Here is a 26,573-nt window from a genome sequence, read left to right as displayed (position 1 = left end):
GATAGGATATACGTTTTTTGAAAAAGCAGAAACTCATAGGATCAATTGGATTGGAAGGAGATTGTCTGGAAAAAGGACAGTCTCCTTTTTTCTGTGATTTGTTATATATTTCTTGGAAAAGTCATATTTCGGGTAAAAATATTCCTGCCTATAATAAAAAGGACGACAGACTGTTGTGGGCCTGGTGCATGCGCATCAGAGCTTTGAACAGTGTAGATGAGGCCGATGAAAAGAGGAAAAAAGAAGAAAGCAGACGGGAAGGTGAGCGTATGAGAAACCGGAAATGGCAAAAGGTGATCGCATTTACGGCGAGTGCTGCAATGCTGATGAATACAGGCAGTATTTACCGTTTACCGGCCGGATTTCACGAATTTGCCAGTGCTGCGGAGGCAGATGGCATACTACTGGATGAAGAAATGCCGGAGATACAAACGGATGGGGAAAGAACCAATCCTGACGGAAACTTTTTAGAAAGCACAGACCTTTTGGATTTAGGTGGAGAAGGATTTCCTGAGATCACGATAGAGAGCAGTGAAATTGTGCCGGAGGCAGAGGCAGAGCGTGCGGCCGGAGGTGGCGGTGAGGTTACCTATCAAACGCAGCAGCGAACGGAAGAGGAACGAATGACGGTGGACATCCGCCTTACGCAGGAAAAAGATATGGTTCAGAACTGTATTTTTTCACCAGAGCAGAAAAATGTACAGTGGATGCATGTGTCGATCCGGGATATCAGCCAGAAGTCATCGGGCGAAGCGCAAGTAAAAATTTATCTCACAGATAAGAAAACAAAGCGTCCTCCAGAGTGTGTTACTGCGCTGCCGTTTGAAACATATGTGGAGCATTTGCCCAAGAAACAGGAACTTCCGTCGGTGAAGCTGAAAAAGGCACTAAATGGCACAGAAGATCTGGAAATCGTACGCGATCAGGAATACCAGAAAAATGAAAAGGGAGAATACATTCTTGACGAAAATAGCAAGAAGATCGTAGCAGAGGATTACCTTACATTTACACTTCCTGCAGCCGGCCAGGCAGAATTTTCAGTTGCCTTTGTGTATGGGATGTCCGGGGAAGAGACCTACAGTCTGGATGCAAAGGCAAAGGCTGTGCAGGAGATAGATGGAATTCCGCAGAATATTTTATACAGGGGTGATACAGACAAACAATCGGACCATGAAATGACTCTGGTCTGGGATTCCTATGTGCAGGAATTTTATGAAGCGGCAATGACCGCTGGCAGTGAATCCTGGATTGCAGGGGCCGAGGGGGAAGATCATTCCTGGGGCGTTCTGGAAAATGGGCCGATTACGATTATGGAGACAGATGGCGCGATTGTACGGCTGGAAGCAGGTGAAGCGGGAGAGGCATATCTGGCACACACTTATCAGGCAGATGATGCATACAAGATGGAAACGTTTCATGTAACTGTTTCCGGCGAAGCAGAATCGGAGCGAGAGACTTTTGCAGCGACAGAGACAGAAAACTTGGCTTTGCCAGAGCCAGAATCAGAGGCTACGACAGAGGAAAAAACGGAAACAACGACAGAGGAAGAAACGGAAACAACGACGGAGCCGGAAACAGAGACTTGGACAGAGGAAGAAACAGAAACAACGACGGAGTTGGAAACAGAGACTTCGACCGAAATAGAAACAGAAACAACGCTGGAGTCGGAAACAGAGACTTCGACCGAAATAGAAACAGAAACAACGACAGAGTCGGAAACGGAGACTTCAACTGAAACAGAGACCGAGTCAGAAAGCAGTTTGCTTGAGGAAACAGAAAGTGAGGCTGAGACAGAAACAGAGTCAGAAATAGAAACAGAGTCAGAAATAGAAACAGAGTCGGAGTCAGAAACGGAATCCGAAACAGAATCCGAAACAGCGGGAGAGCAGAGGGAAGAAAAACCAATAAGATCAAGCGTACGGATTACACTGACCAAGGAACTGGAAGAAACAGAAGCACTACAGGATGGACAGGAAGCAGATGATAGTCTTTGGCAGGAGGATGACGCTCCAGAGGACTATGAGGCAGAAATCCTTTTAGAGGATGAAGTACAGAACATTGCCGGAGCTTCACAATCAGAGGAGCCAGAAGAATCGGAGCCGTCTGCGGAGGAAGCGAAAGACACGGCAGTGTCCGGTCAGGCGTATCTCGTGCATGTTCGAGCAGAAGATATACAGCCGGATGCAGCGTATGACAGTGTTGTAAAACTTCGGTTAGTGGATATGGGAGTGAAGGTACCGGCAGCGGACGTGCAGACAGCGGTGTTCCGCTCAAAGGAAGAGGCAGAAGAAGCACAACCTTCGCAGAATGTCACGCTGGCCGATGCGGTGCAGACGCAGACTGGTACAGAACCTCTGGTTGTGTCCAGGGTACAGGAGACAGACAGCGATACAGAAGCGATTACGGATGATTATCTGCAATTCAATCTTCCGGCGGGGAGCAGCACAGATTTTTATGTTGGAGTTACGTATACAACGGGTGCGAATACATATGAAAAACAGGTCTTGATTGATGCGGAGGCGTTGCAGTATCTTCCGGTTTTATCCGAAGCGGCTGGAGATAAAGTTCAGCAAAAGGAATCGCAGACGGACTGGGAGAGTGAAGGCAAAAACCAGACAAAGGAGAATTTAGAGACTGTTACAGAGAATCAGGCTGAAGGTGAGCAGGAAGCCACAGCAGACATGATACCGGAGCATAAGGCAAGCATAATTTCCGAAAATGTACCTCAGTATGAGGCAGGTATTACTGCAGAAGCCACGTCTGGGTATGAAACAGGCACTCCTGCAGAAGCCGCTCCTGTATATGAAAATCCTGAAAACCCTCAGATGATGGCAGTCAATGTCCTTGCCGCACAGGCGCAGGAAACAATGACGTGGAGCGCTGCGAGAGCTCCGCAGGCGCAGGGAGGCAGCAGGTTTACTCCGCAGGAAACGAAGATCTTAAAACAGTTCCTGGAGGAACATCCGGGGTATGTGCTTTTGGATACGAAAGATTTTACCAAAAATAATACAGACTGGAACAGTAAAGCTGTTTTATATTGCAGTATTCATGAAAATCCGACATTGTGGCTGCAATCGTCCTCGGAGAATCCGGGAGTGGAGCAGGTTTATGCCTGGAATCTTGACGAGAAAGGAAACAAGGATTCGTGCAGTGCCAACTTCGGATATGCAGATAACTGGTCTGCAAACAATACGAATCACTTTTACAAGGCACAGTCAAAAACAGTTTCAGAACTGAAAGGCAAGCTGTTTACAGCTGCCGGGAGTTACTGGTCAGACAGTGGGGATGATAAAGGCAAAGAATACTATACGATCACGGAAGTACTGTTTGCGCAGTCACAGCTTTCCGGCAAGCGGGTCTATCTTGATACGACGGATATAGACGGAATAGATACACCGGTTGTGAAGATAACTGATCCGGACGGTGCAGTCAGATACCAGGAAATGATACTTTGCGCGGGAGAAACTAAGATTTATTCTTATAATTTTGACGCGTATGTGCTTCCTGATACTACGTTCCAGTTTGTGGACGCTTCAGAGGTCTCGAAAGAGGAACAGATGGCGATTCCGGCAGAACCGATATTGGATTTTTATACGTCAAAACCGTGCTATGACGGTGTGGAGTGGGTAGCGTACGTGCCGAAGATCCATGGGGCAAAGTTGTATGTACGCCATGACTTCAGCAAGGGTATACAAATCGTATATACCAAAAATGGAAGCGACACGGGCAGGATTTGGCCGATTGACGGTTCGCAGGATAATCCGTATATTTTTGAATTTGACTTATACAGTGAGGAATATGACGGGTTTTATATCTGTGAGCGCAATAGCACAAAAGAAGGAAACAAAACGATTCTGGTCAGCCGTGAGGATATTCAGGCTGCGGCCGCCATGTATGATACGGCAGAGCTGAATGCATGGGTAGGAGGTTGGATTGAAGAGCAGGTACGGCGCCACGTATCACTCACCAGGTACGGTTCAGACGGAGATTCCAGTTTGCATATACCGGTTGGCAGGTTTGAACGAGATCCCAATGTACTGTATATTACATCGACGTTTTACGATTATTACTCGGATGAGGAATTAAGTGGAAGAAATCGAAAAGACCTGAATGGCTTTGATCATGCGCCAGGGAGCAAAGATAAACTCCAGGCCAGAAACTTTAATGCAGCAATTTCTGATTACTTTGCAGGAACGGAGCTCGTGACCGGGAACGGCAGGCAGAGTCCACTTTATTTTGGCGAATTTACGCAGGCCGCGACTTCTGATTTGAATCGATTTATATGGGAGAATAACAACGGAGAACCAAATCGGGTAAATGGAAAAGCAGGTGCCCGACAGGGACTTGCCGATCAGTCGTTGGGTGCGGACGGCCAGCTTACCATCGGCGGGATTGCAGCTCCTTACTTTAACGAAAGCTTTCTGCGGGGTAATAATTTGCTCGGAACGAACATCGGATATGTTTTTCCGGAGGTTGCGTTTCCTTTTGTGAAAAACAGCAGCGGGTACTGGGAATTTAACAGTTATGATTCCTCGCAGACACTGCGCATGAAGCTTGACCCGAGCGGAAGTTATTTCCTGGACAGGGTCGGTGAAAAAAATGCAGTACATGGATATACGAGTACGTCAGTGACAGCGAACTCAAACTTCTTTCCGTTCAATGGAACGGCAGAATCCGGAAAAACGGAAAAGCTGAATTATGCGTTTGGCGCGCGTCTGGATATTCCGTTTTATATGACGTCTGACGGCCAGGTAGAAATGAACGGAAAGAAAGAGAATATCGTGTTCCAGTTTTCCGGTGATGATGATATCTGGATTTACATTGACGGACAGCTTGTACTTGATATTGGCGGCGATCACGGTGCAGTTGACGGAAAAATCGATTTTCATGAATGTAAGGCCACGACGACCACAAATGGCGGCTGGGACTGCCTTGGCGCAGACTATTCTTTCACGCCGCTAGACAGTTCCAAAGAGCATACGCTGACCATGTTTTATATGGAGCGGGGACTATGGGAATCAAACATGAAAATCACTTTCAATTTTCCGCAGTCAAATGAACTGGAGATTGAGAAAGAGGTTGTCATTCCGCGGGGAGTGAACGCCTGGTTCAGTTCCGCGGTACAGTCTTTGAATAACATAGAGTTTCCTGTTTCCGTAAAAAATCTTGTTGCAAGCGGGCCGGAGGTGGGAGTGGACAGCGTACAGCCTGCGGTCATGAGGGTGGCTGATTCGATTACGGGCAGTACAAGCGCCAGCCTGGCAAACGCAAAATGGTCGGCAGTATGCGCCGTAGGCTCAGGAGGCGGTCGAAGTGAAGTACTGCAATATTATTATCCGGGCCGGAAGAATTATTTGGATCCACAGAGCGTAACGGATGCAAGATCGATCTATATTGATGTGAATGTCAGCCTGACAGGCGTGGAAGAGCAGGTAAGCAAATACGGATATATACAGCTGGATACGTATGCGGAATCTTCCGCAACGGAACCATTTATCGCCCTGGTGGATGGAAACGGAAACCGGATTGGCGGATGGGCGTCCGGTTGTGCATATGACAGTGCAAGCCGTAGCATGGGAGACAGGACATGGAAAACGCTGAAGATTTCCATTGACAAACTGAGACAGGTCAGTGGCTCCTCTTTTGATTACGGAACTATCAGGAGGATTCAGTTCGCATACCATGACGCGGTGAAGATTTATCTGGATAATATTTACATCAAGGCTCCGGCACTATACGCAAAGAGTACTGGTTTTACAAAGGATGACAAGGTGATACCGGATTACGGTTCTGTCGCGTCGCGCAGTCCGATGGAGGCAAACGGAGCAGAGTATCTACGTGAGGGAGCAGACAGATCGTCACATATGACAGACGGTCATGTGTATCTGAAAAATGGAGACAAGGTGACATTCAGCGATCAGTTCAGACGAAAGAGTTATCTCTGTATTACAGAGGATGTGGATGCTTCCGTTTTTGACACTGCCTGGATTTTGTATGAGAATGGCCTGAAAGAAAAAAGCGGAACCGGTGTGTCTGTCGACGATGGAAGAACATCCTCCGGACCGTACGCATCAGCGCCGGAATTGCCGACAAGAAGGCCGGAACAGTCGATTTTATTTGGCAGCAGAGAAAATAGCCTGACAGACTACTTTGTTAAAACCGTAAAGTATATCAATACACTGAAGCTCGGAAATATCAGAATATGCAAGCTGTTGCAGGAGGGCCAGCAGGACGACGGCAGAGAATATACGTTTGAGATTGTCTTTTCCAATGTTGCAGGCATGAAACTGGAAGGGGATGTTCCGATTACAAAAAGGGTCCGTGTAAAAGCAGGCGCCGAATATGCGCTGTTACTGTCCGGAATTCCGGCGGGGACACAGTATACAATCCGCGAAATAAAAGAAGCGGAAGACAGTTTTACACTGATCGATGTGAAAACAGAAGGAAATGACCGGGCAATCGTGGACGCTGTGTCACAGGAGGTGACAGGAAGCATTGTGGCGGACGGCACGGAGGCAGATGCCTTTACATTTACGAATGATGTAAATGAATCAATAGAGATAGCCGGTACAAAATTTTGGAATGCTGTTCCAGAACAGGCGATTCCGTCAAATATTACACTTCGTCTGGAGCGAAAACTCGCGGGGACAGAAGACAGCACGTATGAACGTGCACGCGATATGCAGGATCGGGAGATCGCTGATCTGGTTGTGAGTAATGATACAGACTGGAAATTTCTGTTTCAGAATGTACCGAAATATAACGGAACAGGCAGCGGCCGGGAGGAGTACGTTTATCGCGTAGTGGAACTTATGGTAGATGGTACGGAAGTGGAGAATACCAGGTTCCTGTGGAGCGGCGGTTCAGCTGTGACAGAACAGGGACAGACAGAGCCAGTATACGATATCACGAATACGTACCGGCCACTTACGGATCTGAAAATACGAAAGACAGATTCCGCAGATCCTGATCGGGTACTGGGCGGAGTCGTATTTAAGCTGGAAAAAGCCTCTGAGGACGGAAAGATCTATACGCAAATCGGAACAGATCTGACAACCGGGGCGGATGGAATGGCAGTATTTTCCGGGCTCGAAGATGGTGTGTACCGTCTGACGGAAATAAAAACGGCAGCAGGCTACAGTCTTTTAAAAGCGCCGATTGCTATCGTACTTGACCGGACACCGGGAGGAACCTGTACGGTAGACGGAGTACCATTTGAGACAGATCAGGAAAATGTACTGACGATCACGGTGCAGAACCGCAGAAAATTTCAGATTCCGGCAACAGGAAGCTGGAGTCGCTACATTCTTATATTTGCAGGCCTGATTCTTTCAGGCACAGCCATTCTTATGTATCTGTTAAGACGGCGAAGAAAGGAGGGAACAGCCTCCTGACGCCAGGTTACAGATAGATCAGCTCAGATAAGGAAGAGCAAAAACAAGATATTTACACAGCGCCAGATGGTTGCTGTGTAAAAGAAAGAGAGGAATAAGTATGATAAAACTGAAAAAACTGCTGGCCGGAGTGATCGGTGCAGCTATGGTACTGTCATCGACGGGACTGACGTCTTTTGCAGCAGAACAGACGACACCGGCAACGATTGATACAACAAAAAAAGGTAGCCTGACCATTCACAAATATGAGTACAATGGCGAAGAAGTAATAAACGGAACAGGAGCTGCAAACGATGAGGTGCCAGAAGGCGCCAACCCTCTTGCCGGAGCAGGCTTTACGATCTACAAAGTGGCAGATGTCAGTGCATTTGAGACGTATTACGGGTCACAGAGCACAGAGCTTCCCAGTATCGGTACTTTCGTTGAAAATGGCGCAATCAAGTCAGAGTATGCTGCGACGGCACTTCCTGAGCAAGTAACAGGAGGGAATGGTATTGTTTCGTTTGAAAATCTCGAACTCGGATTTTATGTTGTGATCGAAACGACAAAACCGGCGGCTGTTACCTCTGTGATGGCTCCGTTTCTGGTGTCGATTCCGATGACGACGGTAGATGGCGCAGACTGGTTGTACGACGTGCACACGTTCCCGAAAAACGGCACGAAATACGGCGAAGTAAAGCTTGAAAAAACAGGTGTGAATAACGTGAAACTGGCAGGCGTTACCTTCGTACTTCAGAAACAGAATGCAGAAGGGCGTTGGGAAAATATCACGAAAAAAGGCGGCGCGGCAGGCGATAACACAGGAGATGCACTGAATCTGACGACTGCGGCAAACGGATTGCTTTCAGTGGACGGCCTGACACAGGGAACCTATCGCTTTATTGAGACGTCCCGCGGAAACAACGACGGCTATATTATGGATGGAGCAACTGCCTATGAATTTGAAATCACACAGGATGGTCAGGTATCTTATCTTGGAACGACCGCTGAGTCCATAACGATTCCGGTAAAAAATGAAAAGCCGGATCTGAAAAAAGAGGTGCAGGACAGAACAGAAGGAACGTGGAAACAGGATTCTGACTACAACGTTGGAGACAGTATTCCGTATCGTGTAACCGTGGATGTTCCGGCCAATATCGCAAAACTGAAAGAATTTACGGTGACCGATACTCCGACAAACTTAAAAGATAATACAGAAAGCATTGAAATCGTATCAGAGGGCACGGCAGTTTCTGAAACGGTTTATACAGTGAGTGAAAATGGAAATGGATTTGTGATCACATTCCATCCGGAGTCTATGGGAGCATATGCAGGCAAACAGCTTGCGATCACGTATCATGCAACACTGCTTGACACTGCAGTTACAACGACGGCAGGAAATCCGAACGAGGCAAAACTGGAGTATTCAAATGAGATTTTCCCGGACCAGGATGACGAGGACAATCCGAATACACCGGAGAATCCAGACGAAAAGCCAGGCAAAGATAAGATTGAAGATCACACCGTTGTATACACCTTCAAACTGAACATCAACAAAACAGGCGAGAACAATGTGCCTTTGGAAGGCGTTGTGTTTGATTTGTACCAGGAAGTAGAAGCAGGAACAGCAGATGCGGCAACTGCTGAGGAAGTAAAAAATGCCGGACTTGATGCGTCAAAAACATGGAAGAAACTGGATACACTTACGACAACGGAAGACGGAACGATTTCCAAAACCGGTCTTGCAAACGGAACGTATTATCTTGTGGAGACAAAGACAAACGAAGGGTATAATCTCCTCAATGCTCCGGTACAGGTGGAGCTGAAGGTGGCTTATACGACATCTATGACAGAGACTTGGGAATGGACGGTAAAAGATGGCGTAAAGACGCTTGTAAAGCATGAGATTCACGCAGAGCAGACCACCTTTACAGAAACGGATGATACAACAGGAAAAGACGGATATGAGACACAGACGGTTGTAAACCGGAAGGGCTTTATGCTTCCGACAACCGGTGGCATGGGTACCGTGATTTTTATGGTTGGCGGTATCGCACTTGCACTCGCAGGTCTGCTTCTGATTCTGGCTGCAAAAAAGAAAACTTCGAAATAAAAAAACGGAAGGAAGCCCTTTGAGGCATTTATACCAGGGGGGCTGCTGCAAGGCCGGGATGCTTTGCGACAGCCCCTTCCGTATAAATGCCTGAAACTGTTTTCAGAATATTTGGGAAACGAAAGGAGCCGGAGATGAGAAAGCTTATTCCTATTTTCAGTGGGATTTTGATTTTTTCGGGCGTGGGACTGGCAGCGTACCCGATGATCAGCAATATGCTGGCGCAGCGCAACGCTTCGGAAGCAATTGTGGATTACAGCGAGCAGGTCGAGGCCATGGAACAGGAGCAAATTGACGCTGCAAAAGAGGCGATGCGTCAGTACAATGAGCAGCTAGGGCATGCAGTCATACGTGAGACAGCCGGAGAAATACAGGAAAATGGAACGAGTTACGTTGATATGATTGATGCGGGAACAATCATCGGGTATCTGACCGTGCCGGTCATTGACGTGAATCTCCCGATTTATTACGGAACGAGCAATGAGGTTCTGGAAAAAGGGGTCGGATATATTGAAGAGACATCTTTTCCACTTGGCGGCGAGGGAACGCACAGCGTTTTGACAGGCCACCGGGGCCTTCCGAGTGCGGAACTTTTTACGCGGATGGGTGAGGTGAAGGAGCGGGATACCTTTTATCTGCATGTGCTGGATGAAGTACTTGCATATGAAGTGGATCAGATTCTTGTGGTGGACCCGGAGGATACGTCTGAGCTGGACATCGTAGAGGGGAAGGATTACGTAACACTGGTTACGTGTACCCCTTATTCGATCAATACGCACCGTCTGCTAGTGCGCGGCCACCGAATCGAATATACTGGAGAGGAAAACAGCAGAACCGTATCGCAGGTACAGCCTGCGGCGATGGCGCGCCGTTTGATTGATGTGTGGCCGTGGTTTTTGATTATGATGGCAGGCGTTGCCGGTGTGGAATTTCTTTTAATTTTGGTGCTGATCTGGAAAAAGCACCGTCGTAGAAAAAAGTGAGAAAGGGATAACGGAAGGTATGGGAAATAGAAAAACGGAAGAGGTTATGGAGCAGGTTCGTCGGGTGATTCTCGGAAAGGATGACTGCATCCGAAAAGTAATGATGGCGATTCTTGCCCAGGGACATATTTTGATCGAAGATATTCCGGGAGTTGGGAAAACATCAATGGCGCTTGCGTTTGCCAAGGCAATGAATTTACAACAAAATCGCGTGCAGTTTACTCCGGATGTACTTCCTTCAGATATCACCGGTTTTTCGATGTATGTAAAAGAGAAAGATCAGTTTGTATATCAGCAGGGAGCTGCTATGTGCAATCTGTTTCTTGGAGATGAGATCAATCGTACATCAGCCAAGACACAGTCTGCGCTTCTTGAGGTAATGGAGGAGGGAACTGTTACGGTAGACGGTGTGACAAGAGTAGTTCCGTCTCCGTTTATTGTAATTGCGACGGAAAACCCGATCGGTTCTGCCGGAACCCAGACTTTGCCGGAATCTCAGCTTGACCGGTTTATGATATGCATTGAAATGGGATATCCGTCTCCGGATGACGAGCTGGAAATTTTAATGACACAGTCGGAAACACGTCCGCTGGGACAGATTTCGCCGGTTATTGATGCGAAGGAATTGCAGCAGATGCAGAATGAGGCGGCTCAGATCTATATTCATCGATCTGTTTGCGAATACATCATACAGCTTGTGAATGCGACGAGGCGACATGAGATGCTTTCTCTTGGACTTAGCACGCGCGGCGCGCTGGCGGTTACAAGACTTGCAAAAGCGTCCGCCTATATGGAAGGCCGGGCGTTTGTATTGCCGCAGGATGTAAGGTCGGTTTTTCCGGATGCAGCCGCGCATCGTATGAGATGCAGTGCAAAAGCCAAACTGAACCACGGCAGTGTGCAGCAGATCATCGAAGAAATTCTGGAATCTGTCAAGGCGCCTCGCCCGGAGAAGCAATAAAAAGGAGAGAAAACATAACAAAATGAAGCGAAAAGTAGGGTATGGCCTGTTGGTTGCAGTGACTGCTGCATTGGCTGTGACACGCAAATCTCAGTTTTTATATTTTTTGCTCGCTTTTGAGTTTTTTTTTGCAGCAGCCATGGCACTCTGGGTGCATTCTGTTGTGAAAAAACTGAGTGTTTCGCTGTCACTGTCAGATTCTGTCATACAAAGAGGCAGTGAACTGCGGGTACAGCTGCAGGTGACAAATCCAACAAGATTTCCAGTGGGAGAACTGAAAGCCTGGCTGGTTTTGCGTGATATCCAAAATGAAAATCGGATGCCCATTCTGGTTAGAACCGGCGCAGCCGGCCGTGGCACAGATGCATGGCAGACGACACTTACACCGGAGCACTGCGGTGTACTGGAACTGTCTGTAACAGAAATCAGAATTTTTGATTATATCGGCCTGTGGTCAGCAAAGGGAACGCGGCTGCCTGGCAGCAGGCTTGTTTCTGTACTCCCGCGTATTTGCCCGGAAGCGCTTCCAGGGAAACGTTGTGTAACGGAAACGATGGCAAGCGCAGAAGAAAACGTGACGGGCTCAGAAAGGGACACACAGGAAGTCTGTGATACGCGTCTGTACCAAAGGGGAGACACACTGCGTATGGTGCACTGGAAGCTCAGTGCCAAGGAAAATGATCTGCTTGTAAAGGAGTTCAGCACAGCAGCCAAAACCGCGCAGATGATTGTCGCGGACAGTTCCTGCGAGCATCCGGAAGCAGTTACACTGGAAGCGCGCGATCTTTTTTATGAACGGATCGGAGCATTTGCGGCAGGTCTGCTCGAAAATAATCAGCCGTGCGAGATTTTGTGGTATTCCAGTGCAGAGCAGGCAGTGAATATGGAGCGCGTGGAGTCAGAGGAAAGTCTGTACCGTGCGCTGGAAGCGCTGCTGGGGGCAGTGCCACATCACGGTGCGGGTGAAATCAATGCCTGGCTGGAAGAATACGGGACTTTTCCGGAGGGAACGCCGTTCACCGTTGTGTTGGAAGGATCGGGAGAAGCAGAAGCTGAACACAGAAACCGGATGCAGATCGACATTGCGCAAGAAAGGTATATTCCGGACGAAAAACGCCCGAAAAGACGCAGGGAGTCTATTTTCATGTCGTTTTTTATGGTAGCATCCTTTAGTTTGCTTCTTCTGGGTATTTTTCTTTCTGCTTTCGAGGTGGAAGCTGTGCATACAGTTCTGATAACAGCAGTTCTGATTATGAGTACCTTTTTTACATGGTTCTTTCTGGAAGGACGTCTGGATGGATCTGTGCGTGTTTTAGTGTCTTTGTTTCTGCTTGTACTGTATGGGGCAGTCTGTTTTCTTTTTCAAAGCGAAATTGAGCGGGGATTTTACTGGGTGGCGGATACGGTAGTGCGCAGGATTAATTACGTGTATGACGGCAACCTGTCCATGTTTTACAGCGGGACAAAGCTAGATGGCACAGCATTTTTGCTTGCAGTTCTTTTTCCTGTGAACGGTATTTTAGCGGCCGGAATGGTAAGGCGGCCTTATTTTGCTTTGATTTTATCTGTTTTGTTTCCTGTTTTGGCTGTGTCGGTGGCGGCAGGAGGACAACCGGATTTTGTCTGGTTGTATTTTGTATGTATCGGAATGTTCGTTATTTTTGCAGCATCGCGCAGCCTTGTGCCGGGGTGGAGTGTGGCTGTTTTTGCAGGGATGCTTGCAATCGGTATTTCTTTGCCGTCTTGGGGTATGATGCAGGCAGCAGGTAAGATTCCGGAAAACGGATTTTCGAAAAGGGCAGCCAAGCTGGAGACAAAATTGCTTCAGTCTGTATGGCGCCTGCTTCCGCAAATATCCGGAGGAAGGCTTCAGATGTCTGTCGAAGGAATTGGAGGAGGCGTTGAAAACGGCGTACTTGGCGCAGTAGACGGTTATTTTTTCAGCGGAACAGAAGCTCTTCGTGTGACGAGCAGCCAGAAACCGAGGGAAACGGTCTATCTGAAGGGATATATAGGAGAACAGTATACGGGGAATCGTTTTGAAACCGGAAGCGCAGAACGTTTTCAGAATGCGTCCGTTTCATGGAATACAGAGGGGAATTCTTCTGTTTATGTGCAGAATCTGCCATTTTTGCGGATGATGTATTATGAGAATTTCGGAGAGACAGAGCCCGTGGAAAACAGCGCGGAAAAACAGAGCACATCGACAGATAATGGAAAGGAAGAGGGTTTGCAGACAACAGCAAACACAATTTCTGTCGAAAATCTGAACGCAAATACGGCATACACCTATGTGCCATATCTTTCTTTCCTGAATGACAACTATCAGATATACGGCGGCGATGGTTATACTGGCGGTCAGACTATTCAGGATGATGTATTTCCCTGTTATTGGAGAGAGAGTTATCGGGAAGCGATGGAGGCAAGGCGCGATGCGGGGAACGGAGACAGTGTTCTTGATCGTGTAGAAGCGCAGTACCGGGCCTATTGTGAACAGGGTGGTTTGGAGACCCCAGAGGAAGGGATCGACCGTCTGAAAGAAGCGTGTGAAAAAGCAGTAGAAGAGAATAAATGGGATCTAGAACAGTCTTTACAGCGTCCGGCCTGGGAAATTGCAGATGAAATTGCAGAAATCAGGCAGTACATTCTGAAAGTATTGATGACATCCTGTAATTTTGAGCTGGATGTGGATGCGCTTCCGGAGGGAGCAGATTTTGTGGAACATTTTTTGTATGAAACGGGCGAGGGGTATAGCATGCATTTTGCGGCAGCGGCAACAATCATGTTTCGTCTGTGCGGAGTACCTGCCAGGTATGTCGTTGGTTATGTGGCGCCCAAAGAGATTTTTACGGAAAATGAGGATGGATCTTGGTCGGCTGTCTTGCAGGATGACAATGCGCATGCGTGGACGGAAATTTACCAGCCGTTTCTTGGATGGATGCCTGTGGAGGTGACTCCGGGTATGGAGGCAGAGCTTTCGGAAGAATTTTATATGCAGGAAGAGGGTGTGCAGGAACCGACAGAGGGCTCGGAAGATGAAACAGAAAATGTACGAGCAGGGAAAGAAGCGTCGGCAGCAGGACAGATTGCAGAGTATATAGCAAAAAACTGGATCGGAATCGCGGCAGGAATACTGTCGGTTGCGCTAACGGCACTGGCAGGGTGGAGTATTTGCAGGCTGAGAAAGGCAAGGAAGCACAGGCTTGGCGTTGGGCTGGAGCCAAGGGAGCGTATTTTGGCCTTGTATCGCTCTTTATACAGACTTCTTGTGTATGCGGGAATGCCGGAGGAATATTCCATCATGGAAAACAAGATGCTACCGGAATATTTTGCGCAAATATATGAAGCTATGACAGAAAAAGAATTGGCAGCCTTTAAAATATTAATTTTGGAAGCCAGTTTCGGCGGACAGGAGCTGACACAGACTGATGCAGATCATATGCAGAACTTGTATCAGGCAAGTCAAAGAAAGCTGAGAAAGAAGTTGCCTGTCCGAAAAAGGATAAAATATTTCATGGAAGTATAAGTGGAAAACCCCCGGAAATACCGGGGTTTTTTCTGTAAAGCTGTCATAATACAGAAAAAAATAAAAAAAATTCCAAAAAGGTGTTGACAAAAGAGAAATAACATGATAGTTTATAGAAGCTGCTTCGATAAATCACTTCGAAACACAGCACAGGAAATAAAGAAGAAATATCAAAAAGAAGCACTTTGATAACTGAACAGTGAGACAACCTTGAAAAGATTCTAAGAGATTTTTTTCTAAGGAACTGACCTTTAAAAACAGTAAAAGGAAAGATAGCCAAGACGTTATCTGACCGGATTGAACAACACTTTATTAGAGAGTTTGATCCTGGCTCAGGATGAACGCTGGCGGCGTGCTTAACACATGCAAGTCGAACGAAGCATTTTAAATGAGACTTTCGGGTGGATTTTAAAATGACTGAGTGGCGGACGGGTGAGTAACGCGTGGGCAACCTGCCTTACACAGGGGGACAACAGTTAGAAATGACTGCTAATACCGCATAAGCGCACGGGAACGCATGTTTCTGTGTGAAAAACTCCGGTGGTGTAAGATGGGCCCGCGTTGGATTAGGTAGTTGGTGAGGTAACGGCTCACCAAGCCGACGATCCATAGCCGACCTGAGAGGGTGACCGGCCACATTGGGACTGAGACACGGCCCAAACTCCTACGGGAGGCAGCAGTGGGGAATATTGCACAATGGGCGCAAGCCTGATGCAGCGACGCCGCGTGAGCGAAGAAGTATTTCGGTATGTAAAGCTCTATCAGCAGGGAAGAAAATGACGGTACCTGACTAAGAAGCTCCGGCTAAATACGTGCCAGCAGCCGCGGTAATACGTATGGAGCAAGCGTTATCCGGAATTACTGGGTGTAAAGGGAGCGTAGACGGATGTGCAAGTCTGATGTGAAAGGCGGGGGCTCAACCCCTGGACTGCATTGGAAACTGTAAATCTTGAGTGCCGGAGAGGTAAGCGGAATTCCTAGTGTAGCGGTGAAATGCGTAGATATTAGGAGGAACACCAGTGGCGAAGGCGGCTTACTGGACGGTAACTGACGTTGAGGCTCGAAAGCGTGGGGAGCAAACAGGATTAGATACCCTGGTAGTCCACGCGGTAAACGATGAATACTAGGTGTTGGGGAGCAAAGCTCTTCGGTGCCGCAGCAAACGCAATAAGTATTCCACCTGGGGAGTACGTTCGCAAGAATGAAACTCAAAGGAATTGACGGGGACCCGCACAAGCGGTGGAGCATGTGGTTTAATTCGAAGCAACGCGAAGAACCTTACCAAGTCTTGACATCCCTCTGACAGACGAGTAACGTCGTCCTTCCTTCGGGACAGAGGAGACAGGTGGTGCATGGTTGTCGTCAGCTCGTGTCGTGAGATGTTGGGTTAAGTCCCGCAACGAGCGCAACCCTTATCTTCAGTAGCCAGCATTTAAGGTGGGCACTCTGGAGAGACTGCCAGGGATAACCTGGAGGAAGGTGGGGATGACGTCAAATCATCATGCCCCTTATGATTTGGGCTACACACGTGCTACAATGGCGTAAACAAAGGGAAGCAAGAGAGCGATCTGGAGCAAATCCCAAAAATAACGTCCCAGTTCGGACTGCAGTCTGCAACTCGACTGCACGAAGCTGGAATCGCTAGTAATCGCGAATCAGAATGTCGCGGTGAATACGTTCCCGGGTCTTGTACACACCGCCCGTCACACCATGGGAGTCGGTAACGCCCGAAGTCAGTGACCCAACCGCAAGGAGGGAGCTGCCGAAGGCGGGACTGGTAACTGGGGTGAAGTCGTAACAAGGTAGCCGTATCGGAAGGTGCGGCTGGATCACCTCCTTTCTAAGGAAGAATCGAGAAGTAAAGGTTGTATCACTGTTGAGTTATTAAGGGAGACAAGGAAGTTCGATTGTACTAGGCTCGAAAAGACCTCGCCAAGTTGCAACGAACAGCTTTCGCACTAAATTCGTGCGGCGCAAAACTTGCACTCAATAAGTGCTCAAAGCTTCTGGTGGCGATGCGCTTAGGGGAAACACCCGTACCCATCCCGAACACGATGGTTAAGACCTAAGCGGCCGATGGTACTGCACTGGAGACGGTGTGGGAGAGTAGGTGGCTGCCAGATTATAAAAAAGGGCTTATAGCTCAGCCGGTTAGAGCGCACGCCTGATAAGCGTGAGGTCGGTGGTTCGAGTCCACTTAAGCCCACTGGATTAAAGGTATAAAACCTTATAGTCCAAACAAGGAAAACAAAATAGAATTCCTTAAATGGGGGTGTAGCTCAGTTGGGAGAGCACCTGCCTTGCAAGCAGGGGGTCAAGAGTTCGAATCTCTCCATCTCCATTTGGTAATAAAAAGCATCTATACGGATAGTTTTTGTTACCAATAACGTACCTTGAAAACCGCATACAGAAAAAAATATCCGATGAATCTGATTGAACAAACATTTATAGATCATAAATGGATGGAACAAGAAAGAATTCATCACAAGACATCCGAGGATAAGTTCAGGGAAACCTGAGCTTAGAAACAAGCAAGTAAAGCAGCAGGAACCGAAAGGGGAAGGCTGCGGAGAGAAAACTCAGAAAAACAACCCAACCACACATATAACGCTATATATGTGAGAAAGTAGAAAGCGACGAAAACACCTCGAGAACTGTGTTTTCTCCGCGATTTACAGGTTAAGCGAATAAGAGCGCAGGGTGGATGCCTTGGCACTAAGAGCCGATGAAAGACGTGATAAGCTGCGAAAAGCTTCGGGGAGGAGCAAATATCCATAGATCCGGAGATATCTGAATGGGGAAACCCACTGGAGGAAAGCTCCAGTATCCATACGCCAATCCATAACGTATGGAGGGGAACCCGGTGAACTGAAACATCTAAGTAGCCGGAGGAAGAGAAAGAAACATCGATTCCGGGAGTAGCGGCGAGCGAAACCGGAAGAGCCCAAACCAGGGTGCGTGCACCCTGGGGTTCGGACCGCATAATTGATCTTCTGATTGTAGGGGAATGGTTTTGGGAAAGCCATCCAAAGAGGGTGAAAGACCCGTACCCGAAACGAAAGGAAGCATGGCGGGATCCAGAGTACCACGAGACACGTGGAACCTTGTGGGAACAAGCGGGGACCACCCCGTAAGGCTAAATACTACTTAGTGACCGATAGCGCATAGTACTGTGAAGGAAAGGTGAAAAGAACCCCGGGAGGGGAGTGAAAGAGAACCTGAAACCCTGTGTTTACAAGCTGTGGAACTACGTTAAGGTAGGACCGCGTACTTTTTGTAGAACGGTCCGGCGAGTTGCGATCACTGGCGAGGTTAATCACGGAAAGTGAGGAGCCGGAGGGAAACCAAGTCTTAATAGGGCGTAAAGTCAGTGGATGCAGACCCGAAACCGGGTGATCTACCCATGTCCAGGTTGAAGCTGCCGTAAGAGGTAGTGGAGGACCGAACGCACATCCGTTGAAAAGGGTGGCGATGAGGTGTGGGTAGGGGAGAAATTCCAATCGAACCCGGAGATAGCTGGTTCTCCTCGAAATAGCTTTAGGGCTAGCCTCGTATTAGTCTAGTGGAGGTAGAGCACTGAATTTCCTAGGGGGCGTCAAAGCTTACCGAAGAATATCAAACTCCGAATGCCATATAGATGATGTACGGGAGTCAGACTACACGAGATAAGTTGGGTAGTCAAAAGGGAAAGAGCCCAGACCTCCAGCTAAGGTCCCAAAGTGCGTGTTAAGTGGAAAAGGATGTGGGATTTCGAAGACAACCAGGATGTTGGCTCAGAAGCAGCCATACATTCAAAGAGTGCGTAATAGCTCACTGGTCGAGAGGTCCTGCGCCGAAAATGTCCGGGGCTAAAACACGACACCGAAGCTGAGGAATCCGCAAGGATTGGTAGAGGAGCATTGCATACACGAAGAAGCAGTACCGAAAGGAGCTGTGGAGCGTATGGAAGAGAGAATGCCGGAATGAGTAGCGAGAGGAAGGTGAGAATCCTTCCGGCCGAATATCCAAGGTTTCCAGAGTAAAGCTGATCTGCTCTGGGTAAGTCGGGACCTAAGGCGAGGCCGAAAGGCGTAGTCGATGGACAACAGGTTGAGATTCCTGTACTACGGTATAACAGAACTGTGGGGACGCATGTGGAGAGCATGGGCGCAGAATGGAAAGCTGCGTGCAAGCGAAGGAGCTGTGCGGGAGGAAAAACCCCCGCATAAGGCAAAGACGTGAGGCGGACCGAATAGAAGTAGGGAAGCATGTGAGCCATGTGCCAAGAAAAGCCGCTATTGCTTATATCGTACCCGTACCATAAACCGACACAGGTGGATGAGGAGAGAATCCTAAGGCCGACGGAAGAAGCATTGTTAAGGAACTCGGCAAAATGACCCCGTAACTTCGGGAGAAGGGGTGCCTGGGAGACCAGGCCGCAGAGAATTGGCCCAAGCAACTGTTTAGCAAAAACACAGGTCTATGCAAAACCGAAAGGTGAAGTATATGGGCTGACGCCTGCCCGGTGCTGGAAGGTTAAGAGGAGAGCTTAGCGCAAGCGAAGGTTTGAATTTAAGCCCCAGTAAACGGCGGCCGTAACTATAACGGTCCTAAGGTAGCGAAATTCCTTGTCGGGTAAGTTCCGACCCGCACGAAAGGCGTAATGATTTGGGCGCTGTCTCGACAATGCATCCGGTGAAATTGAAGTACCAGTGAAGATGCTGGTTACCTGCGCCAGGACGGAAAGACCCCATGGAGCTTTACTCCAGCTTGACACTGGGATCCGGTAATGCATGTACAGGATAGGTGGGAGGCGAAGAAGTGGGAACGCCAGTTTCCATGGAGCCGCTGTTGGGATACCACCCTTGCGTTATTGGGTTTCTAACCTGCAACCGTGAACCGGTTGGGGGACAATGTCTGGCGGGGAGTTTGACTGGGGCGGTCGCCTCCGAAAGGGTATCGGAGGCGCCCAAAGGTTCCCTCAGAATGGTTGGAAACCATTCGAAGAGTGCAAAGGCAGAAGGGAGCTTGACTGCGACACCGACGGGTGGAGCAGGTACGAAAGTAGGGCTTAGTGATCCGGTGGTATTAAGTGGGAATGCCATCGCTCAACGGATAAAAGCTACCCTGGGGATAACAGGCTTATCACTCCCAAGAGTTCACATCGACGGAGTGGTTTGGCACCTCGATGTCGGCTCATCGCATCCTGGGGCTGTAGTAGGTCCCAAGGGTTGGGCTGTTCGCCCATTAAAGCGGTACGCGAGCTGGGTTCAGAACGTCGTGAGACAGTTCGGTCCCTATCCGGCGCGGGCGTAGGATATTTGAGAGGAGCTGCCCTTAGTACGAGAGGACCGGGGTGGACTGACCTCTGGTGTACCGGTTGTTTTACCAAAGGCATGGCCGGGTAGCCAAGTCGGGAAGGGATAAACGCTGAAGGCATCTAAGCGTGAAGCCCCCCTCAAGATGAGATATCCCAAGACCCCTTGAAGAACACGAGGTAGATAGGGCAGAGGTGGAAGTGCAGTAATGCATGGAGCTGACTGCTACTAATAGGTCGCAAGCTTATCCAAGCGTGGAGAAAGGAAGAAGAAGACTTTCGAAGCGAAAACGGAAGGGTTAGAAAGAAAAGAGAAAAAAGGACTTGCAAAAAACGGAAAGATATAGTATCCTGTATGTGGTTTTGAAGGTATGTTAAGAACAGAATATACCTGAAGATATTCCTCGATAGCTCAATGGTAGAGCATTCGGCTGTTAACCGAAGGGTTGTTGGTTCGAGCCCAACTCGGGGAGTTTTGTAGTATCTAAGAAAAGATACAAAAACATGGCTCCTTGGTCAAGCGGTTAAGACATCGCCCTTTCACGGCGGTAACACGAGTTCGATTCTCGTAGGAGTCATTTAGTTATAATGCTGAAGCAGACGGCAGAAAATAGTTTGCCGATGTGGCTCAATTGGCAGAGCAGCTGATTTGTAATCAGCAGGTTATCGGTTCGAGTCCGATCATCGGCTTCTTGGACCTTTAGCTCAGTTGGTTAGAGCAACCGGCTCATAACCGGTCGGTCCTGGGTTCGAGTCCCCGAAGGTCCACTTTAAATTTAATAGTTTTGGCCCAGTGGCTCAGTTGGTTAGAGCGCCGCCCTGTCACGGCGGAGGTCGAGAGTTCGAGTCTCTTCTGGGTCGTTTTTTAGGGGCATAAAGCCCCGATTTCTATTTGAATATTTATTTAATATGTAAATTATTTGCCGCAGTGGCGGAACTGGCAGACGCCCGGGACTTAAAATCCCGTGGGTAGTGATACCCGTACCGGTTCGATCCCGGTCTGCGGCATAAAAAAAGGCTTAGACAATATAGTTGTTTAGGCCTTTTTTGCTTCTTAAAGTGGCCCTGGTTGCGTTTTTCTTTGACAAAATGAGGAAATTCATGTATAGTAGTAAAATAAAAACAGTATGATACCTAGAAAAAGCAACCAGAGAGGTGAGAAAAATTAAAAGAAAAGCTAAAAAACTTCTGTTTGTAGCCATAATGCTTTTGAGTATGCTTGTACTATCCGGGACGATACAGGTGTCAGCAGCAGGGACGAATGTGGTGAAATCAGCGCAGAAAGTATCTGGAGGCAAGTGGGTAGGAAAGAAATATAAGCTTTCAAATGGACGTTATGCGAAGAATAAGTGGTTGAAAATTGGGAGCAGTATTTACCGTTTTGACTCAAAAGGAAAACGCGTTACTGGTTGGATCAAATATCAGAACCAGAAATACTATGCAGCGTCTAACGGAAAGCTGTATGTAAAAAAGTGGTTGAAAAAGAGCGGCAAATATTATTATTTCAAGAGTACCGGCTGTATGGCGAAGAATGAGATGGTCTCTTATGGCGGTAAGTATTACTACGTGAATGGTTCTGGTGTGCGTGTGAAGTCCGCGTGGGTGACTTACAAAGGAAAACGGTATTACTTGGATAAAAATGGAGTGCGCCTGCAGAAAACATGGATCAAATACAAAGGCAAATACTACTATGTAGATAAGAATGGCGTAAAGGCTGTTAACAAATGGGTTGGAGACTATTACGTTGGCCCTAAAGGGGCGCGAAAGACAAACTGTATCGTGGACGGTTATCATATTGGGGCAGATGGCAAGCGAGGAGAAAAGGTATTTGACGGCAACTATATTTTCGTCGGTGACTCAAGAATGGAAGAGATGAAAAATGTAGTCGGTACAACGGATGTGACCTATATCGCAAAGATTGGCAGTGGCTTTGAATGGCTGCAAAGTGAAGCTGGTCCGCTTTTGGAGACGTATTTAAGCGCAAAGCCGGATGTTAAAGTGGTTTTAGCTTTTGGGGTTAATGATTTGGGGAATATTGATCGTTATATTGAATATTATCAGGAACTGATAAGAAAATACCCCCAGACAAAATTTCATTTCATTTCAGTCAACCCGGTAGATGAAGCAAAATGTCAGCAACACGGATACAAGGTGACGAACGCGCAGATTGTTGAATTTGACAAAAAATTGCGTTTGACGATTGGTGAGCCGCCTTATATCAATACGTATAAATTCGTAAAATCCAGAGGTGTCGATACCAGGGATGGGCTTCATTACGAGGCAAAAGTATATACGGATCTTTATAATTTTATCATGAGTAAAATCGGATAGACTTTCAGGGGGCTGTTGTAAAATAGCGGAACCATACAATATAGGTCATAGATGTAAACAGCATCGAAAAGATATATTGTAGGAACGCGGTATTTTACAACAGCTCCTTTAAGATTGGCGGCAAGTCTCAGTTTTTCAACTGAAAATTCTTTTTACAGGAGAAAGGGAAATGATTTCGGTAACAGGTGTAACCGAGAACATCCTGTTGAGAAGCTTGCGGCATGTTGTCCACCATCTGGGCTATTTTCTGGGAGGTAGGATTCGTACATAGGTAGCTATCTATGCCGCGAATCAGATAATCGGTGGATACGTGATACAGCTCGGCGAGTGTAACAAGAATTTCCAATGATGGAGTTCGAATTCCGTTTTCGTAGTTACAGTAGGTGGCACGCTGGATTTTGAGTAGTTGGCCAAGCATTTCCTGTGTGTATCCTGCAGCCTGGCGCTGTGTGCGCAGGCCGGAAATGAGTGTTTTAGTAATCTGATCTGTCATGATAGACCTCCCGTAAATAAAAGATAAAAAGTTGAATTTGAGAATGCTACCGCCTGGAAAGGCGGCGCATATTTTCTGATATATAAAAATAACGGATTAGCGAGAAAAAGATTACGGGATTTGACAAATTTTTTGTAAAAAAATATAAAAAATGCATTTGAAGCAGAAAAATATCGTTGATATCCCTGATTTTAAAGGTGTTATGATAAGGACCATTTCGAAACAGTACTGAGAAAAGAATTATGGTATGCTTTCTCGAAGGTGACATCTGCTCCGAACCATGATGGCGGCATGAAGTTGTCCGCGGAGGCTTTATCCGGGAATTCTACTTCGGCAAGCAACAGTCCGTCAAATTTGCCTTCGAAAATGTCCAGTTCGGCATTTCGTCCATTGGGAAGCGGAATCACGTATCTTTTTTTTGTAATGATATTTCCGTCCGCTTTGGTGAGAAGATGATAATAGCCTTCTTTTGTGAGCGGAAGATTGTATTCTTCCCGTTCCATCATTCCTTTTCCTTTCCAGGTAAGGATATAGTCGTCGTCCTGACGTCTGATACGTACAACTGGTTCCGTACAAAGATAAGCCTGTTCAATGAGATGACAGGTATATTGTTCCAGGTGTTCGGGGACAGTTTTGATTAAAAATTTTTTTTCTATTTCCATTCCTTTCATTGCAGCACATTCTCCTTTGCTGATAATTTATTGTTTCAAGTGTAACACAGTTTTTGAAAAGGGAAAAGGGGAACTGCGTATTGATTTTCAGGCGCTGCTCTGTTAAACTTTAAAATGAAAAAAGGTGCCGTAGAATGGCAATAATAGAAAAAATGATATGGAGGTGTGAGAAGATGAACAAAGTATTTGTTTTTTTTGCAGATGGGTTTGAAGAGATCGAAGGACTCATTGTTGTAGATATATTAAGAAGAGCAGATGTGACCGTGGAAATGATCTCTGTGACAGGAAAAAAGGAAGTGACAGGGAGTCATGGGATAACCGTGAAAGCAGATTTTTTGTTTGAGGAAACTGATTTTGCGCATGCATCCATGTATGTTTTGCCAGGAGGGATGCCGGGGACAAAATATCTGGGAGCACATGAAGGACTTGCAAGTCTTTTGAGTTCTGCCGGGACAGAAGGAAAAAAAGTGGCGGCAATCTGTGCAGCTCCGAGTGTTTTGGGAGATCTGGGACTTTTAAAAGGACATCGGGCGGTCTGCTATCCGGGATTTGAGGAGCGTCTTACGGGTGCCCAGGTGACGGATGAAGAAGTTGTTGTATCCGGCGATGTAATTACGAGCCGTGGGATGGGAACTGCGATTCCTTTTGCACTTGCCTTGGTCGGTGAGCTCAGAGATCAGAAAACCGCGGATGAGCTCGGGAACAGTATCATATGGAGAGGATAAGAAAAAAATACTGGCGTTTTTATATACAGTGTGTTATACTGTGTTAATGACTGCAAATGGGTAAAAATGGCGGTTCCAGAGAGATTTGTGAAACAGAATTAAGGAGGAATACGGTACAATGGGTGTACAGGTAGAAAAACTGGAAAAAAATATGGCGAAGCTTACGATCGAAGTTTCTGCTGAAGAATTTGAAGCAGCACTGGAGAAAGCTTATCAGAAAAATAAAGGTAAAATTACACTTCCGGGTTTCCGTAAAGGAAAAGCTCCGCGCAAGATGATTGAAAAAATGTATGGTGTGGGCGTTTTTTATGAAGACGCTGCAAATGAGCTTATTCCGGGCGCTTATTCAAAGGCAGCACAGGAATGTGGGGAGAATATTGTTTCTCAGCCGCAGATTGATGTGACTCAGATTGGGAAGGGACAGCCATTTATCTTTACAGCAGAAGTTGCTCTGAAGCCGGAGGTTACCTTGGGCGAGTATAAGGGACTGGAAGTAGAGAAGAGTGAAATCGCTGTTTCAGAAGAGGAAGTAGAGAAAGCAGTAGACAAGGAACGCGAGAATAATGCAAGAATGCTTGATATCGACGACCGTGCAGTAGAAAACGGCGATATGGTTAAGCTTGATTTTGAGGGCTTTGTTGACGGTGTTGCATTTGCAGGTGGCAAGGGTGAGGATTACCCGCTGACAATTGGTTCCGGAAGCTTTATTCCGGGATTTGAGGAGCAGCTTGTTGGTGCAAAGATCGGCGAAGATGTGGAAGTAAATGTAACCTTCCCGGAAGAGTATCATGTAGAAGATCTGAAAAGCAAGGCAGCTGTATTCAAATGCAAGGTAAATGAGATTAAAGTAAAGGAGCTTCCGGAGGCAGACGATGAGTTTGCAAAAGATGTTTCCGAATTTGATACGCTTGCAGAGTACAAAGACGACATTCGCGCAAAACTGCTTGAGCGGAAGGAAAAAGAAGCAAAGCGTGCAAAAGAAAATAAAGTAGTAGAACTGGCTGTTGCCAATGCGTCAATGGATATTCCGGATGCTATGGTAAATGAACAGGTAAGACGTATGGCAGAGGACTTCTCAAGAAGACTTCAGTCTCAGGGCCTTACGATGGAACAGTACATGCAGTTCACGGGTATGACAGCGGACAAGTTGCTGGAGCAGATGAGACCGGAAGCGTTGAAGAGAATCCAGAACAGTCTGGTACTGGAAGCGATTGCAAAGGCAGAAAATATTCAGGTGAGCGAAGAGCGTCTGGATGAAGAATATGCAAAGATGGCGCAGCAGTACAAGATGGAAGTAGAAAAGATCAAAGAGATCATGGATAGCTACGCAAAAGAACAGATGAAGAACGACCTGGCTATTCAGGCAGCTGTTGAGATGATCACAGAGGCCGCAAAGGAAGTAGAAGCAGCTAAGGCCGAGTAAGATATAATATCCGGATACACCATGGGCTGTATCCGGACTATTTTCAGACAGGGAGGAATTGGAGCATGAGCCTTGTACCTATGGTCATTGAACAGACCGGAAGAGGAGAACGTTCTTACGATATTTATTCCAGATTGCTGAACGACCGGATTATTTTCCTTGGAGAAGAAGTGAATGATGTAAGTGCGAATCTGGTTGTTGCACAGCTTCTGTTTCTGGAATCCGAGGATCCGAACAAAGATATTCAGCTTTATATTAACAGTCCGGGCGGCGTAATATCCGCAGGGATGGCGATTTATGATACAATGCACTATATTAAATGCGATGTTTCCACGATCTGTATGGGAATGGCAGCCAGTATGGGAGCATTTCTGCTGGCAGGAGGTACGAAAGGAAAGCGTTATGCTCTGCCGAACGCAGAGATTATGATTCATCAGCCTTCCGGCGGTACACAGGGTCAGGCTACGGATATTAAGATTATGGCGGACAAGATCCTTCAGACAAAGAAGAAATTAAATGAGATGCTTGCTGCCAATACAGGACAGCCGTATGAAGTGATCGCAGCTGATACAGAGCGTGATAACTGGATGTCGGCGGAGGAAGCGAAAACTTACGGACTGATTGATGAAATTATCGCGCCGCGATAAGGTGTATATTATGGGGCTGTTACGCAGGAAA

At 47.2% G+C, this 26,573-nt stretch carries 11 protein-coding genes, 8 tRNA genes and 3 rRNA genes; 20 read left to right on the top strand and 2 right to left on the bottom strand.

The window, feature by feature from the left end; genetic code table 11:
• Positions 1–17: 17 nt before the first annotated feature.
• The 17 genes from AC6I2O_RS16710 (at position 18) to AC6I2O_RS16630 (ending at position 22,583) form a co-directional block, all read left to right on the top strand.
• Positions 18–7,394 (top strand): fibro-slime domain-containing protein, encoded by a 7,377-nt coding sequence (locus tag AC6I2O_RS16710; RefSeq protein ID WP_497743293.1) that lies wholly within the window; start codon positions 18–20, stop codon positions 7,392–7,394.
• Positions 7,395–7,494: 100 nt separating this feature from the next.
• The gene (locus AC6I2O_RS16705; RefSeq protein WP_120392937.1) at positions 7,495–9,486 is read left to right on the top strand and encodes a SpaH/EbpB family LPXTG-anchored major pilin; all 1,992 of its coding nucleotides are present in this window, start codon (positions 7,495–7,497) and stop codon (positions 9,484–9,486) included.
• Positions 9,487–9,620: 134 nt separating this feature from the next.
• On the top strand, positions 9,621–10,469 hold the full coding sequence (locus AC6I2O_RS16700; RefSeq protein WP_497743292.1) for a class C sortase: 849 nt from the start codon (positions 9,621–9,623) through the stop codon (positions 10,467–10,469).
• A 19-nt stretch (positions 10,470–10,488) separates the two neighbouring features.
• On the top strand, positions 10,489–11,430 hold the full coding sequence (locus tag AC6I2O_RS16695; protein WP_120392777.1) for an AAA family ATPase: 942 nt from the start codon (positions 10,489–10,491) through the stop codon (positions 11,428–11,430).
• 22 nt (positions 11,431–11,452) lie between these two features.
• On the top strand, positions 11,453–14,956 hold the full coding sequence (locus AC6I2O_RS16690) for a transglutaminase domain-containing protein (protein WP_497743291.1): 3,504 nt from the start codon (positions 11,453–11,455) through the stop codon (positions 14,954–14,956).
• A 309-nt stretch (positions 14,957–15,265) separates the two neighbouring features.
• A 16S ribosomal RNA gene (locus AC6I2O_RS16685) occupies positions 15,266–16,796 on the top strand.
• 165 nt (positions 16,797–16,961) lie between these two features.
• Positions 16,962–17,079: ribosomal RNA gene (gene rrf / locus AC6I2O_RS16680) — 5S ribosomal RNA — on the top strand.
• A gap of 9 nt (positions 17,080–17,088) precedes the next feature.
• Positions 17,089–17,162 (top strand) — tRNA-Ile (locus tag AC6I2O_RS16675).
• A 62-nt stretch (positions 17,163–17,224) separates the two neighbouring features.
• A tRNA-Ala gene (locus AC6I2O_RS16670) sits at positions 17,225–17,297 on the top strand.
• Between the two features lie 336 nt (positions 17,298–17,633).
• Positions 17,634–20,505: ribosomal RNA gene (locus AC6I2O_RS16665) — 23S ribosomal RNA — on the top strand.
• Together the 16S, 23S and 5S rRNA genes with 8 tRNA genes alongside form the textbook arrangement of a ribosomal RNA operon.
• Positions 20,506–20,653: 148 nt before the next feature.
• A tRNA-Asn gene (locus tag AC6I2O_RS16660) sits at positions 20,654–20,725 on the top strand.
• Positions 20,726–20,758: 33 nt separating this feature from the next.
• Positions 20,759–20,830: transfer RNA gene (locus AC6I2O_RS16655), tRNA-Glu, on the top strand.
• A 39-nt stretch (positions 20,831–20,869) separates the two neighbouring features.
• Positions 20,870–20,942 (top strand) — tRNA-Thr (locus tag AC6I2O_RS16650).
• A gap of 4 nt (positions 20,943–20,946) precedes the next feature.
• A tRNA-Ile gene (locus tag AC6I2O_RS16645) sits at positions 20,947–21,020 on the top strand.
• A 19-nt stretch (positions 21,021–21,039) separates the two neighbouring features.
• Positions 21,040–21,113: transfer RNA gene (locus tag AC6I2O_RS16640), tRNA-Asp, on the top strand.
• A 61-nt stretch (positions 21,114–21,174) separates the two neighbouring features.
• Positions 21,175–21,260 (top strand) — tRNA-Leu (locus AC6I2O_RS16635).
• Positions 21,261–21,407: 147 nt separating this feature from the next.
• Positions 21,408–22,583 carry a hypothetical protein gene (locus AC6I2O_RS16630; RefSeq protein WP_120392936.1) on the top strand — a complete coding sequence of 392 codons (1,176 nt, stop codon included), beginning with the start codon at positions 21,408–21,410 and terminating at the stop codon, positions 22,581–22,583.
• 127 nt (positions 22,584–22,710) lie between these two features.
• On the opposite strand, the gene AC6I2O_RS16625 is transcribed toward AC6I2O_RS16630, so the two are convergent.
• Both AC6I2O_RS16625 and AC6I2O_RS16620 read right to left on the bottom strand, forming a co-directional pair.
• Positions 22,711–23,076 (bottom strand): helix-turn-helix domain-containing protein, encoded by a 366-nt coding sequence (locus tag AC6I2O_RS16625; protein WP_120392935.1) that lies wholly within the window; start codon positions 23,074–23,076, stop codon positions 22,711–22,713.
• A gap of 200 nt (positions 23,077–23,276) precedes the next feature.
• Positions 23,277–23,738, bottom strand: a complete 462-nt coding sequence (locus AC6I2O_RS16620) for a CYTH domain-containing protein (RefSeq protein ID WP_120392950.1) — start codon at positions 23,736–23,738, stop codon at positions 23,277–23,279.
• A 182-nt stretch (positions 23,739–23,920) separates the two neighbouring features.
• On the opposite strand from AC6I2O_RS16620, the gene AC6I2O_RS16615 reads away from it, so the two are divergent.
• The 3 genes from AC6I2O_RS16615 to clpP all read left to right on the top strand — a co-directional run bounded on the left by AC6I2O_RS16615 (position 23,921) and on the right by clpP (position 26,542).
• Positions 23,921–24,472, top strand: coding sequence for a DJ-1 family glyoxalase III (locus AC6I2O_RS16615; RefSeq protein ID WP_120392934.1), 552 nt, complete (start codon positions 23,921–23,923; stop codon positions 24,470–24,472).
• Between the two features lie 118 nt (positions 24,473–24,590).
• Positions 24,591–25,895, top strand: a complete 1,305-nt coding sequence (gene tig, locus AC6I2O_RS16610; protein ID WP_120392933.1) for a trigger factor — start codon at positions 24,591–24,593, stop codon at positions 25,893–25,895.
• A gap of 65 nt (positions 25,896–25,960) precedes the next feature.
• On the top strand, positions 25,961–26,542 hold the full coding sequence (gene clpP, locus AC6I2O_RS16605; RefSeq protein ID WP_120392932.1) for an ATP-dependent Clp endopeptidase proteolytic subunit ClpP: 582 nt from the start codon (positions 25,961–25,963) through the stop codon (positions 26,540–26,542).
• Positions 26,543–26,573 lie beyond the last annotated feature (31 nt).

Source organism: Blautia sp. St.27G3 (assembly GCF_059728505.1).
This window is presented reverse-complemented; position numbering and strand designations above follow the sequence as displayed.

Bases quoted from the DNA above. Each gene is read 5' to 3' on its own strand.
- AC6I2O_RS16705 (WP_120392937.1), top strand. From the start codon at position 7,495: ATGATAAAACTGAAAAAACTGCTGGCCGGAGTGATCGGTGCAGCTATG.
- AC6I2O_RS16700 (WP_497743292.1), top strand. From the start codon at position 9,621: ATGAGAAAGCTTATTCCTATTTTCAGTGGGATTTTGATTTTTTCGGGC.
- AC6I2O_RS16695 (WP_120392777.1), top strand. From the start codon at position 10,489: ATGGGAAATAGAAAAACGGAAGAGGTTATGGAGCAGGTTCGTCGGGTG.
- AC6I2O_RS16690 (WP_497743291.1), top strand. From the start codon at position 11,453: ATGAAGCGAAAAGTAGGGTATGGCCTGTTGGTTGCAGTGACTGCTGCA.
- AC6I2O_RS16625 (WP_120392935.1), bottom strand. From the start codon at position 23,076: ATGACAGATCAGATTACTAAAACACTCATTTCCGGCCTGCGCACACAG.
- AC6I2O_RS16620 (WP_120392950.1), bottom strand. From the start codon at position 23,738: ATGGAAATAGAAAAAAAATTTTTAATCAAAACTGTCCCCGAACACCTG.
- AC6I2O_RS16615 (WP_120392934.1), top strand. From the start codon at position 23,921: ATGAACAAAGTATTTGTTTTTTTTGCAGATGGGTTTGAAGAGATCGAA.
- tig (WP_120392933.1), top strand. From the start codon at position 24,591: ATGGGTGTACAGGTAGAAAAACTGGAAAAAAATATGGCGAAGCTTACG.
- clpP (WP_120392932.1), top strand. From the start codon at position 25,961: ATGAGCCTTGTACCTATGGTCATTGAACAGACCGGAAGAGGAGAACGT.